This window comes from Streptomyces sp. NPDC049837 (assembly GCF_040674455.1).
GTDB lineage: Bacteria > Actinomycetota > Actinomycetes > Streptomycetales > Streptomycetaceae > Streptomyces.
Genome location: NZ_JBFAMP010000012.1, coordinates 155,436 through 171,093, shown reverse-complemented (window position 1 = coordinate 171,093; position 15,658 = coordinate 155,436). Strand labels below are relative to the sequence as shown.

12 protein-coding genes are annotated in these 15,658 nt (G+C 71.3%); all 12 read left to right on the top strand.

Annotated elements, in window-relative coordinates; all coding sequences use genetic code 11:
• Positions 1–116 precede the first annotated feature (116 nt).
• Complete coding sequence (locus AB0J57_RS28700) at positions 117–1,202, top strand: hypothetical protein (RefSeq protein WP_366131228.1); 1,086 nt, start codon at positions 117–119, stop codon at positions 1,200–1,202.
• Positions 1,203–3,389, top strand: a complete 2,187-nt coding sequence (locus tag AB0J57_RS28695) for a bifunctional polysaccharide deacetylase/glycosyltransferase family 2 protein (RefSeq protein WP_366131227.1) — start codon at positions 1,203–1,205, stop codon at positions 3,387–3,389.
• Between the two features lie 311 nt (positions 3,390–3,700).
• Complete coding sequence (locus AB0J57_RS28690) at positions 3,701–4,894, top strand: acyltransferase (RefSeq protein WP_366131284.1); 1,194 nt, start codon at positions 3,701–3,703, stop codon at positions 4,892–4,894.
• Complete coding sequence (locus AB0J57_RS28685) at positions 4,894–5,784, top strand: chitosanase (RefSeq protein ID WP_366131283.1); 891 nt, start codon at positions 4,894–4,896, stop codon at positions 5,782–5,784. The genes AB0J57_RS28690 and AB0J57_RS28685 overlap by 1 nt, the downstream gene beginning before the upstream one ends.
• Before the next feature lie 135 nt (positions 5,785–5,919).
• Positions 5,920–7,251: a nitrate/nitrite transporter gene (locus AB0J57_RS28680; protein WP_366131226.1), complete on the top strand. Its 1,332-nt coding sequence runs from the start codon at positions 5,920–5,922 to the stop codon at positions 7,249–7,251.
• An 89-nt stretch (positions 7,252–7,340) separates the two neighbouring features.
• Positions 7,341–8,489: a uroporphyrinogen-III synthase gene (locus AB0J57_RS28675; RefSeq protein WP_366131225.1), complete on the top strand. Its 1,149-nt coding sequence runs from the start codon at positions 7,341–7,343 to the stop codon at positions 8,487–8,489.
• Between the two features lie 30 nt (positions 8,490–8,519).
• Positions 8,520–9,065 carry a GNAT family protein gene (locus tag AB0J57_RS28670; RefSeq protein WP_366131224.1) on the top strand — a complete coding sequence of 182 codons (546 nt, stop codon included), beginning with the start codon at positions 8,520–8,522 and terminating at the stop codon, positions 9,063–9,065.
• A gap of 42 nt (positions 9,066–9,107) precedes the next feature.
• A complete protein-coding gene (locus AB0J57_RS28665) occupies positions 9,108–9,653 on the top strand; it encodes a CGNR zinc finger domain-containing protein (RefSeq protein WP_366131223.1) in 546 nt (181 codons plus the stop codon).
• Between the two features lie 109 nt (positions 9,654–9,762).
• Positions 9,763–10,356 (top strand): sigma-70 family RNA polymerase sigma factor, encoded by a 594-nt coding sequence (locus AB0J57_RS28660; RefSeq protein WP_366131222.1) that lies wholly within the window; start codon positions 9,763–9,765, stop codon positions 10,354–10,356.
• Entirely contained in the window at positions 10,353–11,171 is an 819-nt protein-coding gene (locus AB0J57_RS28655; RefSeq protein ID WP_366131221.1) for a zf-HC2 domain-containing protein, read from the top strand. The genes AB0J57_RS28660 and AB0J57_RS28655 overlap by 4 nt, the downstream gene beginning before the upstream one ends.
• Before the next feature lie 60 nt (positions 11,172–11,231).
• Entirely contained in the window at positions 11,232–13,532 is a 2,301-nt protein-coding gene (locus AB0J57_RS28650) for a UvrD-helicase domain-containing protein (RefSeq protein ID WP_366131220.1), read from the top strand.
• 426 nt (positions 13,533–13,958) lie between these two features.
• On the top strand, positions 13,959–15,392 hold the full coding sequence (locus AB0J57_RS28645; protein WP_366131219.1) for an NAD-dependent malic enzyme: 1,434 nt from the start codon (positions 13,959–13,961) through the stop codon (positions 15,390–15,392).
• Positions 15,393–15,658 lie beyond the last annotated feature (266 nt).

Genomic DNA, 15,658 nt, shown 5'->3' with positions numbered 1-15,658 from the left:
CCGGGTGCAGTGTGGTGGGGGCGCCCCGGCAGGGTGGGGGCCCGGTCCGGTGGCGAGTACCCAGGTAGTCCGTGTGCGCACCCTTGGTCCATTCAGTGGGGGATGTGCGTACAAAAGTGGACAATTGGCGAGAAGGTGCCTGGAACGGGCACCAGAATGAGCCACTCGACAGCACCGTCCAGCTCGACAGCCTCGGCGAGTTCAACGCGTTCGGGCATCGAGCCGACGGTGCCGGAATCCCGGCCGAGCGTCACGGCCACCAGGCCGGCGCTCACGGCTACCCGGACGACGGTCACGCCCACCATTCCGACAACCCCGGGTACGCGGCCGACGGCCAGCCCTACCAGCCCGCCGGCTCCGGCTACGCGGCCGACGGCCACGGATACCTCGCCGATGGCGCCGGGTACGCGGCGGACGGCCAGGCATACCCGGCCGGGGCCCACGCCCACCAGCCCGGCGGCCTCGCCCACGAGGACGAGACCATCGCGTACCGCGCCGACAGTCTTGGCCTGGAGTTCCAGACCGCCGAGCTCCCGGCCGTGACGGTCTCCGCACCGGCTGCCGCGCAGGCACAGGCCTCCGCGCCCGTCCCGATGGGCCAGGAGCCCTCCGACGGGCCGGTGTTCGTCGACGAGAGCGGCCGCCGCAGCAAGAAGTTCCGCCGCATCGGCTGGGTGCTCGCGACCGCGTGCGCGGTGTACGCGATCACGCTCGTCGTCGCCATAGCGGGCGGCAATTCCAGCGCTCCCTGGCTCCTCATACCGGGGCCCGCCGGCGAGAAGAAGACCGACACCACCACGGTCGTCCCCGCCAGCTCCACCAGCCCCGGCGCCACCGACGCCCCCGGCGCTCCGAGCGCCCCGGCGCCCACCCACTCCACCGGCGAGGTCGTCCCGCAGCCCAGTGGCGCCGCCTCCGCGGACGACACCCCGGCCGACCCGGCGGACCCGCGCACCCCGGCCGACCCCGCCACCCCGCCCAGCACCGGTCCGGACCGCTCCGTGGACGAGGCCGAGGACAAGGGCGCGAACAGGACTCCGCCCCCCGGGCCCGCCAAGGGCGACCCCACCCCACAGCCGCCGGTCCCCACGCCGGAGCAGGGCGGTCCCACGGACGACCCGACGACCCCGACGGAAGACCCGACCGATCCGCCGGTCGAAGAGAGCGGCGGCCAGCAGATGGCCGCGGAAGGCACACCGTAAATGACAACGTCAGGCAGACGGCGCGCGAAGAAGGCGCGTGCCGTCCGGCGCAGGCTGCCCATGCGCTATCTGCTGCCGTCGCTCTTCCTGGTCGCGCTGTTCGCGATGCTGATGCTGCGCGGCTACGTACACAACGAGATCCGGCCCGATCACCGGATCCGGCTCCTCGAGGCCCGCGACCAGGTGCCCTCCGCCATGCACAAGGGCGGACCGGTCATCGACGCGAGGGACCCGGACAAGCCGGTCAGCCTGAACGTCCCGAACGACAAGATCGTTCTGACCTTCGACGACGGCCCGGACCCGGTGTGGACGCCCAAGGTCCTCGACCAGTTGAAGAAGCATGACGCCCGCGCGGTCTTCTTCGTCACCGGCGCCATGACCGCGCGCCATCCCGACCTGGTCGAGCGGATGGTCGAGGAAGGCCACGAGGTGGGCCTGCACACCTTCAACCACCCCGATCTCTCCCTCCAGTCCAAGGAGCGCATCGACTGGGAGCTCTCCCAGAACCAGATGGCGCTCGCGGGGGCCACCGGTGTCCGCTCCTCCCTCTTCCGCGCGCCGTACTCGAACTTCGTCTGGCACCTGGACAACAAGAACTGGGACCTGATCAAGTACGCCGGCAGCCGCGGCTACATCGCGGCGTTCAACGACACCGACAGCCACGACTGGCGGCGCCAGGGCGTCGACAAGATCATCAAGAACGCCACGCCGAAGCCCGGCAAGGGCGCGATCGTGCTGATGCACGACTCCGGCGGCAACCGGGAGCAGACGGTCGCAGCCCTCGGCCGTTTCCTGCCGCAGCAGAAGGCCAAGGGGTACGACTTCACCACGCTCACCGAGGCCCTCGGGGCGCCCAGTGCCCACACCGAGGTGAGCGGCATGGAGCTGTGGAAGGGCAAGGCGTTCGTCTACGCCGTGGGCATCTCCGAGAACATCACCGTCGTCCTGGTGGGCGGCCTCGCCATCGTCGGTGTCCTCGTCATCGGGCGCTTCGGCCTGATGCTCGTCCTGGCCTTCGCGCACGCCCGCAAGGTGCGCCGGCGCGGCTTCCGCTGGGGCGCGCCCGTCACCGAACCCGTCACGGTGCTGGTCCCGGCGTACAACGAGAAGGAGTGCATCGAGAACACGGTCCGGTCGCTGATGGCGAGCGACCACCCGATCGAGGTCATCGTCATCGACGACGGCTCGTCCGACGGCACCGCCGACATCGTCGAGCGGATGTGGCTGCCCAACGTCCGTGTCGTCCGGCAGGTCAACTCCGGCAAGCCCGCCGCCCTCAACAACGGCATCGCGCACGCCAGCCACGACATCATCGTGATGATGGACGGCGACACGGTCTTCGAGCCGTCCACGGTCCGTCATCTGGTGCAGCCCTTCGGCGACCCGCGCGTCGGCGCGGTGGCCGGCAACGCCAAGGTCGGCAACCGCGACACCCTCATCGGCGCCTGGCAGCACATCGAGTACGTGATGGGCTTCAACCTCGACCGCCGCATGTACGACGTACTGCGCTGCATGCCGACCATCCCCGGAGCCGTCGGCGCGTTCCGCCGTACCGCGCTGGACCGGGTCGGCGGCATGAGCGAGGACACCCTCGCCGAGGACACCGACATCACCATGGCCATCCACCGCGACGGCTGGCACGTCGTGTACGCGGAGAACGCCCGCGCCTGGACCGAGGCCCCCGAGTCCGTCCAGCAACTGTGGTCCCAGCGCTACCGCTGGAGCTACGGCACCATGCAGGCCATCTGGAAGCACCGCGGTGCCGTCTTCGACCGGGGCCCCTCCGGCCGTTTCGGCCGCGTCGGGCTGCCGCTGGTCTCGCTCTTCATGGTGATCACACCGCTGCTCGCGCCGCTGATCGACGTCTTCCTGCTGTACGGCCTGATCTTCGGCCCCACGCAGAAGACGATCCTGGCGTGGCTGGGCGTCCTGCTGGTGCAGGCGGTGTGCGCGGCGTACGCCTTCCGGCTCGACAAGGAGAAGATGACCCACCTCATCTCCCTGCCGCTCCAGCAGATCCTCTACCGGCAGCTCATGTACGTCGTGCTGCTCCAGTCCTGGATCACCGCTCTCACCGGCGGCCGCCTGCGCTGGCAGAAGCTGCGCCGCACCGGAGTCGTGGAGGCGCCGGGCTCCATACCCACGCAGCGCGCCGCCCACAGTGACGATCGGAGACCGGTCGGATGACGGACAACTACACGGGCGGGTCCTACGACGACCGTGGCGGCCATGACGACCGTTACGACGCCTGGCCGTACGAGCGGTCCACGGCGGACGACGCCCCGCAGCCGTACCCGCCGACCGCCCCGGAACCGGACTACTTCGCGCCCTTCGGCACGGAGCCGGACCCCTTCGCCCAGCCGTACGCGCACCCCCACGGCCAGGCCTACCCGGCGCCCCAGCAGCCGGCGTACGAGGCGTACCAGACGTACGAGACGTACGAGGCTGCTCACCCGGCGGCCTCCGCGACCCTCACCGCGCCCGGGACCGCTCCTCCCGTGCCGGAGGCCGAGCCGGCCGCCGGGCCCGTCCCCGTCCCCGAAGCCGCGCCGAAGGCGCCCGGCCGTGACCGGTACTTCGACCTGCTGCGGGCGCTCGCCCTCTTCCGGGTCGTCCTGTACCACTTGACCGGCTGGATGTGGCTCCCGCTGGTCTTCCCGTCGATGGGCGTCATGTTCGCCCTCGCGGGCAACCTGATGGCGCGCTCCCTCAAGCGCCCGCCCGGCCAGGTCATCAAGAGCCGCGTCCGGCGCCTGCTGCCCCCGCTGTGGGCCGCCGGTGCCATCGGCGTGACCGGCATGCTCGTCCAGGGCTGGGGCCCCGCCGAGGGCGAGGACACCCTCACCTGGTGGCTGGAGCTGCTGTTCTGGATCCTGCCGCTCAGCGACCCGCCCAACGCCGCCGAGCTGGCCGGTGTCCCCGGCATCCTGCCCGGCACCTGGGCCGAGCCCTTCGCCGGCCCCCTGTGGTACATCCGCGCCTACCTCTGGTTCGTCCTGCTCTCGCCGCTCTTCCTGGCGGCCCTGCGCAAGCAGCCGTGGCTGACGATCGCCGCGCCGCTCGTGCTGATGGCGGCGCTCAACTTCGGCTACCTCCAGGCCGCCGAGTCGATCGCGCCGATCCTGTACGGCATCGGCGAGTTCGGCGCCTGCTGGGTCCTCGGCATGGCGCACCAGGAGGGCGTGCTGAAGCGCCTCCCCAACTACGTGATCCCGTCCATCGCGCCGTTCATCATGGGCTTCGGCATCTGGTGGGCCGTGGACCACGGGCTGAGCGCCGAGAACCAGCTCGGGAACATGCCGTTCGCCTCGGCCTTCTGGGGCTTCGGCTTCGTCCTGCTGCTGCTGCACTTCAGCCCCTCGTGGTCCGAGTGGCCACGCCTGCTGGAGCGCTTCGACGGTGCCATCACGCTGCTCAACTCGCGCGCGGTCACCGTCTACCTCTGGCACAACGTCTGCATCGCGATCGCCGTGACGATGTGGAACCGGCTGTGGTCCCTGGAAGTGATGTGGCGCGACCTGCCGTGGCTGATGAACAGCCCATGGCCGACCCTGATCTTCAGTTGGTCGCTGATCGCCTACTGCATTCTGATGTTCGGCTGGCTGGAGGACGTGGCCGCCAAGCGGCGGCCGAGGCTGTGGCCGTCGGGCGCGGGCAAGGCGTCGCGCAGCAAGAAGGGTTCCGTCGCATGATCCTGCGTGCCAGGTGGCTGCTGCTCGCCGTCGCCCCGCTCCTCGTCCTCACGATCTTCACCCTCACGCCGACCCCGAAGCCGGAGGCCGCACAGGCGTCCGGCCAGTCGGAGAGCCAGGGCGCGGCCAAGCGGGCGGAGGAGGAGCTGGAGTCGGCCGAGGACCTGCTCGCCAAGATGCCGCCCGGCCTCGCGGCCGCGGACAAGAAGGAGCTGGCCCACCAGATCCTCGGGTCCGCCATGAACTCCACGAAGGACTGGCGCACGCTGTACGGCCACATCGCCGACGGCGACGACGGTGACGGCTACTGCGGCGGCGTGATCGGCTTCTGCTCCGGTACCAAGGACATGCGGATCCTCGTCGAGTCGTACACCAAGGACCACCCGGACAACGGCCTGGCCGAGTACCTGCCGGCGCTGCGCGCGGTCGACGGAACGGACTCGCACGAGGGCCTGGGCGCCGGGTTCGTCGAGGCGTGGCAGGCGGAGAGCGAGAAGCCCGCCTTCCGCGAGGCCCAGGACAAGATCCGCGACACGATGTACTTCCAGCCGGCCGTCGACCTCGCCAAGCTGGACGGCCTGGGGACGCTCGGCCAGTTCATCTACTACGACGCGATGGTCTTCCACGGACCCGGCATCGACAAGAACGGCTTCTACGAGATCCGCGAGCGGGTCCGGGCCGCCCAGAAGACCAAGGCCGAGGGCGGCGAGGAGAAGGCGTACCTGAACGCCTTCCTGGACGAGTGCCGCAAGGTCATGACGGAATCGAAGTCCGCTCAGGACACCAGCCGCATCGATACGACGCAGCGCGCCTTCCTGCGCGACGGCAACCTCACCCTGAAGACGCCGCTGGTCTGGCAGATGTACGGGGAGACCTTCCGCGCGTCGTAAGCCTCACCGCCGCCCCGCCCCGCCCGTGAGAGCAAGGTTTCAGCCCGGTCACGTCATATGACCGGGCTGAAACGCATCCTCCCTAGCGTCGGTCCTGACGGGATTCAGGGTCTGACAGCAAGGTGGAGGTACGCGATGAGCGGCCGGTGGATCGAGCAGTGGGAACCCGAGGACGAGACCTTCTGGCGGGAGAAGGGCGAGCGGATCGCCAAGCGCAACCTGCTCTTCTCCGTCTTCTCCGAGCACATCGGGTTCTCGATCTGGTCGCTGTGGTCCGTGATGGTCCTGTTCATGGGCCCGCAGTACGGCATCGACCCGGCCGGCAAGTTCTCCCTCATCGCGGTGGCGACGCTCGTCGGGGCCCTGATCCGCGTCCCCTACACCTTCGCCGTCGCCCGCTTCGGCGGCCGCAACTGGACGATCTTCAGCGCGCTGCTGCTCCTGCTGCCCACGGGCGCCGCGTACGCCGTGATGGAGCCGGGCACGTCGTACACCACCTTCCTGCTGGTGGCCGCGCTCACCGGCGTCGGCGGCGGTAACTTCGCCTCGTCGATGACCAACATCAACGCCTTCTTCCCGCTCCACAAGAAGGGCTGGGCCCTCGGCCTCAACGCGGGCGGCGGCAACATCGGCGTCCCCGTGGTCCAGCTCATCGGGCTGCTCGTCATCGGTACGGCGGGGGCGGCCCAGCCGCGCGTGGTGCTCGGGATCTACATCCCGCTCATCGTGATCGCCGCCGTGTGCGCCGCCCTGTACATGGACAACCTCGCGCCCGTGAAGAACGACACCGGGGCCGTCAAGGAGGCCGTCAAGGACGCCCACACCTGGATCATGGCGTTCCTCTACATCGGCACCTTCGGCTCGTTCATCGGCTACAGCTTCGCCTTCGGCCTGGTCCTCCAGACGCAGTTCGGCCGTACGCCGCTCCAGGCCGCGTCCCTCACCTTCATCGGCCCGCTGCTCGGCTCCCTGATCCGGCCGCTCGGCGGTTCCCTCGCCGACCGGCACGGCGGCGCCCGCATCACGGTGGGGACCTTCGTCGCCATGGCCGCCGCCACGGGCGTGGTGATCTACGCCTCCGTGATCGAGTCGCTGACCGTCTTCCTCGTCGGCTTCATCTCGCTGTTCATCCTGAGCGGGCTCGGCAACGGCTCCACGTTCAAGATGATCCCCGCGATCTTCCAGGCCAAGGCGTACGCCTCCGGGCTGGCGGGCGAGGAGGCCGAGGCCTACGGCCGGCGGCTCTCCGGCGCCGCGATCGGGCTGATCGGCGCGATCGGCGCGATCGGCGGCCTCGCCATCAACCTGGCGTTCCGGCAGTCCTTCCAGACCGCGGGCACGGGCACCGCCGCCTTCGTCGCCTTCCTCCTCTTCTACGGGGCGTGCCTGACCGTCACCTGGGCGGTATACCTTCGCCGCCCGGTGGAGATCCCCGCCAAGCGGCAGCTCAGCTACTCCGAGGTGTGACGCGCGTGGCAGGCGACGGGATGGTACGTAACGGGGCAGAAATCTCCGCGAACCGAGACTGTCACGCATCCTTGCCAGTCTCTGATGCCATGCACCAGCAAGAGCATGGTTCCCACGGCCCGCTGGCCGGGTTCACCGTCGGCGTCACCGCCGCCCGCCGCGCGGACGAGCTGGGCGCGCTGCTGGAACGCCGGGGCGCCGCCGTCCAGCACGCCCCGGCGCTGCGGATCGTGCCGCTCGCCGACGACGCCGAGCTCCTCGACGCCACCAAGGCCCTGATCAGCCACGCCCCGGACATCGTGGTCGCCACGACCGCGATCGGCTTCCGGGGCTGGGTGGAGGCGGCCGACGGCTGGGGGTACGGGGAGGAGCTCCTGGACCGGCTCCGTGACGCGCAGGTCCTCGCCCGTGGCCCCAAGGTCAAGGGCGCGGTACGCGCGGCCGGGCTCACCGAGGAGTGGTCGCCCGCCTCGGACTCCATGGCCGAGGTACTGGACCGGCTCCTCGGCCAGGACGTGGCCGGCCGCCGCATCGCGCTCCAGCTCCACGGGGAGCCGCTCCCCGGGTTCGTGGAGGCGCTGCGCGACGCGGGCGCCGACGTCGTGGTCGTCCCGGTCTACCGGTGGATGCCGCCCGAGGAGCTGGCACCCCTGGACCGGCTCATCGACGCGACCGTCGCCCGCTCGCTGGACGCGGTGACCTTCACCAGCGCGCCGGCGGGCGCGTCGCTCCTGTCCCGCGCCCAGGACCGGGGCCTGCTGCCCGAGCTGCTCGACGCGCTGCGCCACGACGTGCTGGCCGCCTGCGTCGGGCCGGTCACCGCCCTGCCCCTCCAGGCGCACGGCATCGACACCGTCCAGCCGGCCCGCTTCCGGCTCGGCCCGCTGGTCCAACTGCTGTGCCAGGAGCTGCCCGCGCGGGCGCGCACCCTCCCGGTCGCGGGGCGCCGCATCGAGATCCGGGGCCACGCGGTCCTGGTCGACGGCGACCTGCGCCCGGTGCCGCCCGCCGGCATGTCCCTGCTCCACTCGCTGGCCCGCCGCCCCGGCTGGGTCGTCTCCCGCGCCGACCTGCTGCGCGCCCTCCCGGGCTCCGGCCGCGACGAGCACGCCGTGGAGACCGCGATGGCCCGCCTCCGCTCGGCCCTGGGCGCGCCCAAACTGATCCAGACGGTCGTCAAGCGCGGCTACCGGCTCGCGCTGGACCCGGGCGCGGACGCCAAGTACGCCGACGCGTAGGGCGGTGGCGGGGCGTTCTACGGTACGGGGATGACCATCTCCATCCGCCCCGCCGACCCCACCGACGCGGCCGCCCTCGCCCGGGCGCTCCTCGGCAACCGGGACCACATACAGCCGTTCGAGCCGCGCCGCCCCGAGACGTACTACACCGCCGAGGAGCAGGCCGCCCGCCTGTCCGCCCCGGACAGCCGGTCCTGGGCGCTCGTCGACAGGGAAGAGACCGGCACGGAGGAAGCCGGCGGCGAGCGGATCGTCGGGCTCGCCACCCTCTCCGGGATCGCCCTCGGCCCCTTCCGCAGCGCCCACCTCGGGTACTGGGTCGACGCCCGGTACACCGGACGCGGGCTGGCCACCCGGCTCGTCGGGCACGTGTGCCGGGCCGCGCGCGAGGAGCTGGGCCTGCACCGCGTCGAGGCCGGTACCGTCCTGCACAACACCGCCTCCCAGCGCGTCCTCGCCAAGAGCGGGTTCGAGCGGATCGGCACCGCCCCGCGCTACCTGCACATCGACGGCGCCTGGCGCGATCACCACCTGTTCCAGCGGATCCTGCACGACGAGGACCCGCCGATCGGGTAGGCGGGGTTCCGGTCGCCGCCCCGGGCGGGCACTCTGGGGCGCATGGTGGCATGGCGGTTCCACTCCGGGCGGCTCTGCCTGGACCTGATGGCCGAGCCCCCGTCCGACGCCGGGCGGCTCGCGCAGTGGCTCGTCACCGCCGGACTCGTACCGGCCGGGACACCGCTCGACGGGGTGGACGAACACTGGGCGCGGCGATTCGCCGAACTGGCCGGTGACATCGACGCGTTGGTACGGGACGAACTCGACGGGCGCGGCCGGTACGCGGGTCCCCGCCTCGACCACCTCAACTCCCTCGCCGCCGCCCCGCCCCCGGCCCTCCGCGCCGTACCCGGCCAGGAGGGCCGCCTCGTCCGGGCGTTGAGCACCCCGCCCGACTGCGGCGCCCTCCTCGCGGTCGTCGCCCGCGACACCGTCGAGCTGCTCACCGACCCGGTGGCCCGTGCCCGGCTCCGCCAGTGCGAGGGCGACCGCTGCGACCGCGTCTACCTCGACACCTCGCGCGGGCACCGGCGCCGCTGGTGCTCCAGCGAAACATGCGGCAACAGAGAGCGCGTGGCCCGTCACCGGGCGCGTACCCACGGCTAGTTCCGAAACTTCCTGAGAAAAAATCTCCGCGCGTTGAGACGATCCGCCGCCGCTTCCGTAGTGATGGGAGACAACGAGTCAGATCAAGGTCTCGACCGGGAGGTTCCAGGTGCGCAAGGATGCCGCCGTGGCCGATGACCGTCGGGGGACGCATCGAGCCCGGCATCGAGCGGTGCCCGCACGCACCCAACCCGACGTCCCGGACGAAGAGTTGATGCGGGCCCTCTACCGTGAACACGCCGGGCCCCTGCTCGCCTATGTGCTCCGCCTCGTCGCCGGCGACCGCCAGCGAGCCGAGGACGTCGTACAGGAGACGCTCATCCGTGCCTGGAAGAACGCCGGTCAGCTCAATCGGGCGACCGGCTCTGTCCGACCCTGGCTGGTGACGGTCGCCCGGCGTATCGTCATCGACGGCCACCGAAGCCGGCAGGCCCGGCCGCAGGAGGTCGACCCGTCGCCGCTCGAGGTCATGCCCGCGGAGGACGAGATCGACAAGGCGTTGTGGCTCATGACGCTCTCTGATGCGCTCGACGATTTGACCCCGGCCCACCGGGAAGTCTTGATCGAGACGTACTTCAAGGGGCGTACGGTCAACGAGGCTGCCGAGACCCTCGGCATACCCAGCGGGACCGTCCGGTCCCGGGTGTTCTACGCACTGCGTTCGATGAAGCTCGCGCTGGAGGAGAGGGGGATCTCGGCATGACGTCGCACCACGCTCCACAGGGGAACGAGTCGGTGCACGACGCCGTCGGCGCGTACGTGCTCGGCATTCTGGACGACGCCGAAGCCACCGCCTTCGAGGCGCATCTGGCGGGCTGCGACCTGTGCGCCCACCACCTGGAGGAGTTCTCCGGGATGGAACCGATGCTGGCCATGCTCGCCGAGGCCCCAGGCCCGGCGACCCGGCCCGTCGTCCTCCCGATGCCGGAACGGCCGGGTGCCCCGGGCGCCCCACCGGCGCCGATGCTCGACCGCCTGGTCGACGAGGTCGCGCTCAAGCGCGCCCAGCGCCGCCGCCGCAGCCGATTCCTGGTCGCGGCGGCCGCCGCGCTGATCATCGCCGGGCCCGCGGCAGCGTTCGTCGCCACCTCCGGCGGCGACGACACCGACCGCACCAACCAGGCCGCCGACCCCCACCCGACCAGCCCCGCCGAGGACGCCTTCTTCCACCACATGGAGGAGAAGGTCCAGCACACCGACGCGTCCACCAAGGTCAGCGCCACTGTCGGCATGGAGAAGAAGGCCTGGGGCACCCACACCGTCCTGGAGCTCAAGAACGTCAAGGGCCCGCTGAAGTGCAACCTCATCGCCGTCTCCAAGACCGGCGAGGAGGAGGTCGTCACGTCCTGGGCCGTCCCGAAGTGGGGCTACGGCATCCCGGGCAGCACGCACGACGTCGGCAAGAACCCGCTGTACGTCCACGGCGGCGCGGCCATGGACCGGAACGACATCGATCACTTCGAGGTCCGGACGTTCGACGGACAGCGCCTGGTGGAGGTCCCCGCGGCCACCGCCTGACATACCCCCCTCCCGTGGCGTACGCTCGACGGCTGCCCAGCACGTCAGAAGGGGGCCTCGGTGGCCGCGCAGGAAGCCGACCGTGGTGTCGATCGTGGTGTCGATACGGTCCGGGACCGAGAGATCGGTATCGAACAGGACCACCTGGATCAGGTGTACCGCCGCCTCGAGGAGAAGATCCACGAGGCGGAGTTCCTGATGAACGACGCCGCCAAGCGCGGCCAGGTCGGCACGCCCGGCGCGCTCGCCGAGCGGGACGCCCAGGTGTTCCGGGCCGGTATCCACCTCAACCGGCTCAACAACGAGTACGAGGACTTCCTCTTCGGCCGCATCGACCTGCTGTACGGCAAGGACGGCAAGAAGGGCCCCGACGGCGCGTACACCTCCATCGAGCCGGCCGACGACGCCGTACGCCCGGACAACACCGCCGACATCGGCGAGACCCTCCACATCGGCCGCATCGGCGTCCTCGACTCCGACTACGCGCCGCTGGTCATCGACTGGCGGGCCCCCGCCGCCGCGCCCTTCTACCGCTCGACGCCGGTCGAGCCCGGCCGGGTGGTACGCCGCCGGGTCATCCGCTCCCGGGGCCGCAAGGTCCTCGGGGTCGAGGACGACCTGATGCGCCCCGAGCTGAAGGCCCGCCTCGGCGGTGAGGACCTGGCGGTGATCGGCGACGGCGCGCTGATGGCCGCGCTCGGCCAGGCGCGCAGCCACACCATGCGCGACATCGTCTCCTCCATCCAGGCGGAGCAGGACCTCGTCATCAGGGCGCCCGCCGCCTCCGTGACGTACGTCGAGGGCGGCCCCGGCACCGGCAAGACCGCCGTCGCGCTGCACCGCGCGGCCTACCTGCTCTACCAGGACCGGCGCAGATACGCGGGCGGCATCCTGATCGTCTCGCCGACCCCGCTGCTGGTCGCCTACACCGAGGGCGTCCTGCCGTCGCTGGGCGAGGAGGGCCAGGTGGCGATCCGCGCGGTCGGCAGCCTGGTCGACGGGGCGGAGGCCACGGCGTACGACGAGCCTGCCGTCGCCCGCGTCAAGGGCTCATCCCGGATGCGATCGGTGCTGCGCAAGGCCGTGCGGGGCGCCCTGGAGCTGGGCGACGCGCCCGAGCGGCTGCGGGTCGTGGCCTTCGGGCGGCGCCTGGAGCTGGAGGGCGAGGAGCTGGCCCGCATCCGGCACGCCGCGCTCGGCGGCACTGCGCCGGTCAACCTGCTGCGCCCCCGGGCGCGCAAGCTGCTGCTGGACGCCCTGTACGCCAAGTCGGGCGCGGCATCCCGGCACCCCGGCGACCCGGAGCTGGCCGCCGAGCTGCGCTCCTCCTTCGACGAGGACGTGACCACCGAGGACAGCTTCATCGGGTTCCTGAACGCCTGGTGGCCCGAGCTCACCCCGCGCCAGGTCCTGACCGCCATGGCCGACGAGAAGCGGCTCGGCCGCTGGGCGCGCCGGGTGCTCAACCCCGGCGAGGTGCGGCGCCTGGCCCGCTCGCTGCGGCGCGACGAGCTGTCCGTGCACGACGTGGCCCTGCTGGACGAGCTCCAGACGCTGCTGGGCGCCCCGGCGCGCCCGCGCAAGAAGCGGGAGCTCGACCCGCTGGACCAGCTCACCGGCCTGGAGGAGCTGATGCCGGTGCGCGAGGAGACCCAGCGCGAGCGGGCGGAGCGGCTGGCGCAGGAGCGCACCGAGTACGCCCATGTGATCGTCGACGAGGCGCAGGACCTCACGCCCATGCAGTGGCGCATGGTCGGCCGGCGCGGGCGGCACGCCACCTGGACGGTGGTGGGCGACCCGGCCCAGTCGTCGTGGTCGGTGCCGGACGAGGCGGCCGAGGCGCGGGACGAGGCGCTGGGCACCCGGCCGCGCCGCCGTTTCGAGCTGACGGTGAACTACCGCAACCCGGCCGAGATCGCGGAGCTCGCCGCAAAGGTGCTGGCCCTCGCCATGCCCGGCATGGAGGCGCCCCGGGCGGTCCGCTCGACGGGCGTGGAGCCACGTTTCGTCGCCGTGAGGGACGGTGACCTCGCGGACGTGGTGCGGGAGGAGGCGCGGCGGCTGCTGGACCGGGTGGACGGCACGGTGGGCGTCGTGGTGGCCATGAACCGGCGCGAGCAGGCGGCGCGCTGGCTGGCGGACCTGGGCGACCGGGTGGTGGCGCTGGGCAGCCTGGAGGCGAAGGGACTGGAGTACGACGCGACGGTCGTCGTGTCGCCGGCCGAGATCGCCGACGAGTCCCCGGCGGGCCTCAGGGTGCTGTACGTGGCGCTGACGCGCGCGACGCAGCAGCTCACGGTGGTGTCGGGGCGGCGCGACGAGCCGGACGCCGAGGGCGTGCCGGACCTGCTCAGGGACTGAGGAGGGGCCCGGAGGACAACGCGTTCCGGGCCTGATTCGGAGTCAACTGGCGATGGGGGAATCACTTACCGGGGCGGTTTGTTAGCCTGGGTGTGGCACCGGCCCGATCCAAGCCCCCGGGCCCAACCTTCGTCGCTTCGAGCGACCACTTGCCGCGAGGCGAGCATGGCGGGTCGGTGCCACTCACGTCGTACACAGCAGGTCCGTGTCATCCTCCGATGGCGCGGGCCTGCTGTCGTTTGCCCGTTGGGGCTTCCGCCAAGACCATCATCTCTCGTATGGTGGAAAACAGTTTCCGAAAACTCTACGACCGAAACGACCGCTATTACCTGCTACTCGCAGGTAGGTGCGACCATCGGAGGGCTCCGCCCGGCCACCCGCCGGCGCGGCGCGGCAACGAACCAGGGAAAGCAGAGGAACACGGCCATGGCAACGGCGCCCAGCGTCTCGTACTCGATGACGGTCCGGCTGGAGGTGCCCGCGAGTGGCACCGCGGTCTCCCAGCTCACCACGGCCGTCGAGTCCCACGGCGGTTCGGTCACCGGCCTCGACGTGACCGCCTCGGGTCACGAGAAGCTGCGGATCGACGTCACCATCGCCGCGACCTCCACCGCGCACGCCGAGGAGATCGTCGAGCAGTTGCGCGGCATCGAGGGTGTCGTCCTGGGCAAGGTCTCCGACCGTACGTTCCTGATGCACCTCGGCGGCAAGATCGAGATGGCGTCCAAACACCCCATCCGCAACCGTGACGACCTCTCCATGGTCTACACCCCGGGCGTCGCCCGCGTGTGCATGGCGATCGCCGAGAACCCCGAGGACGCCCGCCGCCTCACCATCAAGCGCAATTCCGTCGCAGTTGTGACGGACGGCTCCGCCGTGCTGGGCCTCGGCAACATCGGGCCCAAGGCCGCGCTGCCGGTCATGGAGGGCAAGGCGGCCCTCTTCAAGCGGTTCGCCGGCATCGACGCCTGGCCCATCTGCCTGGACACCCAGGACTCCGACGCCATCGTCGAGATCGTCAAGGCGATCGCCCCCGGCTTCGCCGGCATCAACCTGGAGGACATCTCCGCGCCCCGCTGCTTCGAGATCGAGGCACGGCTGCGCGAGGCCCTCGACATCCCGGTCTTCCACGACGACCAGCACGGCACCGCCATCGTCGTCCTGGCCGCCCTGACCAACGCGCTCCGCGTGGTGGGCAAGGCCATCGGCGACGTACGCGTCGTCATGTCCGGCGCCGGCGCGGCCGGTACGGCCATCCTCAAGCTGCTGATCGCCGCGGGCGTCAAGCACGCCGTGGTCGCCGACATCCACGGCGTCGTGCACGCGGGCCGCGAGGACCTCGTCTCCGCCGACCCCGAGTCGCCGCTGCGCTGGATCGCCGACAACACCAACCCCGAGGGCGTCACCGGCACCCTGAAGGAGGCCGTGCGCGGCGCCGACGTCTTCATCGGCGTCTCCGCCCCGAACGTCCTCTCCGGCGACGACGTGGCGGCCATGGCGGATGGTGCGATCGTGTTCGCGCTCGCGAACCCGGACCCCGAGGTCGAGCCCGCAATCGCCCGCCAGACGGCGGCAGTTGTGGCCACCGGCCGGTCGGACTTCCCCAACCAGATCAACAACGTGCTGGTCTTCCCCGGCGTCTTCCGCGGCCTGCTGGACGCGCAGTCGCGCACGGTCAACACGGAGATGATGCTCGCGGCGGCGACCGCCCTCGCCGGTGTCGTCACCGAGGACGAGCTGAACCCGAACTACATCATTCCGTCGGTGTTCAACGACAAGGTCGCGGGCGCCGTGGCGGGTGCCGTGCGCGACGCCGCCAAGGCCGCCGGCGCCGGTGTGACGGCGCCCACGTCCGCCTGACCTCCGGCGCGTCGCGGGTCCCGGGGCCGTGAACCCGCCTTTAGGGTGGCGGTTCCGGCCCCGGGAGTCTCGGAGAGTCCCGGGGGAGTCGACCGAACGTCACCACGGCGGGGCTGTGGCGCTTTTCGTGTGACTCCGGAGGGTGCCGGATTGGCTTTCCCGCCGCTGGTGGGGGCAGGATGCGTATTCGGGCGCGAGGGTCTGACAGCAGACCCGGTCCGGGGACTGTCCAAGGGCCCTGGCAGCATCGGCTTCGCTGGGCCGAA

Excerpts from the sequence above, each read along its gene's own strand:
- AB0J57_RS28655 (WP_366131221.1), top strand. The coding sequence starts at position 10,353 with ATGACGTCGCACCACGCTCCACAGGGGAACGAGTCGGTGCACGACGCC.
- AB0J57_RS28675 (WP_366131225.1), top strand. The coding sequence starts at position 7,341 with ATGCACCAGCAAGAGCATGGTTCCCACGGCCCGCTGGCCGGGTTCACC.
- AB0J57_RS28645 (WP_366131219.1), top strand. The coding sequence starts at position 13,959 with ATGGCAACGGCGCCCAGCGTCTCGTACTCGATGACGGTCCGGCTGGAG.
- AB0J57_RS28680 (WP_366131226.1), top strand. The coding sequence starts at position 5,920 with ATGAGCGGCCGGTGGATCGAGCAGTGGGAACCCGAGGACGAGACCTTC.
- AB0J57_RS28695 (WP_366131227.1), top strand. The coding sequence starts at position 1,203 with ATGACAACGTCAGGCAGACGGCGCGCGAAGAAGGCGCGTGCCGTCCGG.
- AB0J57_RS28665 (WP_366131223.1), top strand. The coding sequence starts at position 9,108 with ATGGTGGCATGGCGGTTCCACTCCGGGCGGCTCTGCCTGGACCTGATG.
- AB0J57_RS28670 (WP_366131224.1), top strand. The coding sequence starts at position 8,520 with ATGACCATCTCCATCCGCCCCGCCGACCCCACCGACGCGGCCGCCCTC.